We start from the raw sequence: 1,313 nt of genomic DNA on the forward strand, positions 1-1,313 counted from the left end.
CTCCACCCCCAGCGACAGCCGCCGCAGCCGCTCCATCAATTGCACCGCCAGCAGCGAGTGACCGCCGAGCTCGAAGAAGTGGTCGTGGCGTCCGACCCGCTCGACCCCCAGAAGCTCGACCCAGATGGCGGCCAGCGCCGTCTCGACCGCGCCCTGCGGCGGCTCGTAGGCCGCCCGCGCATAGGCATCGTCCTCCGGCGCAGGCAGCGCCTTGCGGTCGAGCTTGCCGTTGGCCGTCAGCGGCAGCGCCGAAAGCCGCACGAACGCCGACGGCACCATGTAGTCGGGCAGCCGCGCACCCAGATGCGCGCGCAAGGCGCCGGCCAGCGCGCCTCCGTCCTCATCGTCCGAGCCTGCCTCGGGGCCACACACCACATAGGCGACGAGCCGCATCTGGCCCGCCCGGTCCTGCCGCGCCACCACCACCGCCTCGCGCACCCACGCATGCTCGGCAAGCCGCGCCGCGATCTCGCCCGGCTCGATGCGGAAGCCGCGGATCTTCACCTGGTCGTCATTGCGGCCCAAGAACTCCAGGTTGCCGTCCGGCAGATAACGCGCCAGATCGCCGGTCCGGTAGAGACGGTCGCCGTCCACAAAGGGGCTGGCGATGAAGCGCTGCGCCGTCAGCTCGGGCCGGTTCAGGTAGCCGCGCGCCACGCCTGCCCCGCCAATGTAGAGCTCGCCCACCGCCCCGAACGGCACCAGTGCCCCATGACCGTCCAGCAGGTAGATCCGCGTGTTCGCGATCGGACGGCCGATCGGGACAACGGACCCGTCGTAACCAGCGACATAAGTCCAAGCTGTCGCGCAGACTGTCGTTTCGGTAGGTCCATAGGCGTTGATAATGGATGCTGCAGGCAGCCGGCGGATGAGTTCAGCCTTCGGAAGCTCTCCAGCAAGAATGAGAGCTTGCGACGCCAAATATTCCACATTCTTGCTTTCCTGAAGCAAGGCTGGAGGCAATGTCGCATGGGTGATGGCTTCGCTTCGCAGATAATCCGATAGCTTGGCGCTCGTTTGACGAAGCTCATCCGCGGGCAAATGCAAGGTGGCGCCTGAGCCAAACGCCATGACAATTTCCCAGGCACTGGCATCAAAACCCAAGGAGGCGAACTGCACCACTCGGCTGTTTGAACCAACGCCAAAAAGCCCGATCTGAGCCAGCCCCAGATTGACCACTCCCCGATGCTCGACCATGACGCCCTTTGGCGTTCCGGTGGAGCCGGAGGTGTAGATGATGTAGGCGAGATGGCGCGAGGTGAGGCCGAGCGCGCGCGGGTCTGGATCGGACGCCGGCAGCCCGGCCCAGGCGG

At 66.3% G+C, this 1,313-nt stretch carries 1 protein-coding gene; it reads right to left on the reverse strand.

Annotation, left to right across the window (positions count from 1 at the left end):
- A partial coding sequence (locus O7A70_RS33790; RefSeq protein WP_337144201.1) for a non-ribosomal peptide synthetase occupies positions 1-1,313 on the reverse strand: 1,313 nt, incomplete at both ends.

Origin of the sequence: Mesorhizobium sp. Cs1299R1N1 (assembly GCF_037179655.1) — a bacterium.
Lineage (GTDB): Bacteria > Pseudomonadota > Alphaproteobacteria > Rhizobiales > Rhizobiaceae > Mesorhizobium > Mesorhizobium salmacidum.